The sequence below is a fragment of the Halocola ammonii genome (assembly GCF_049334165.1).
In the GTDB taxonomy this organism is placed as follows: Bacteria; Bacteroidota; Bacteroidia; order Flavobacteriales_D; family Sanyastnellaceae; genus JBEGHD01.
Genome location: NZ_JBEGHD010000069.1, coordinates 1 through 325, shown reverse-complemented (window position 1 = coordinate 325; position 325 = coordinate 1). Strand labels below are relative to the sequence as shown.

Below are 325 nucleotides of genomic sequence, written 5' to 3'. Positions count from 1 at the left end.
GTAGTTGCAAGCAGCTTCATTCATACAGCCAGGAATTGTTTCTCCCTGGCACTCGCAGTTTGAGTTGATTTCGTCTCCAACCGTTGTAGGATCACCGTCATCGCACGAGTCGCCAATGAGGACGCAAGATCCATCGTCAACTGTAGCGTTCGGATCGTAGTTGCAGGCGTTAGAATTTGTACAGCCAGCTATGAAATCTCCCTGGCAGTTACAATCGCCATCAATCTCATCATTAACCGTGTCTGGGTCTCCATCGTCACAAGTATCGCCTGTAAAAAGGCAAGAGCCATCGTCTAAGGTCGCAATTGGATTGTAGTTGCAAGCA

Annotated in this window: 1 protein-coding gene; it reads right to left on the bottom strand. The window is 48.3% G+C overall.

Features of this window, described 5'->3' with window-relative positions; genetic code table 11:
- Positions 1–325, bottom strand: a 325-nt coding sequence (locus ABHV44_RS16265) for a hypothetical protein (protein WP_459075769.1), incomplete at both ends; no start/stop codon positions are given.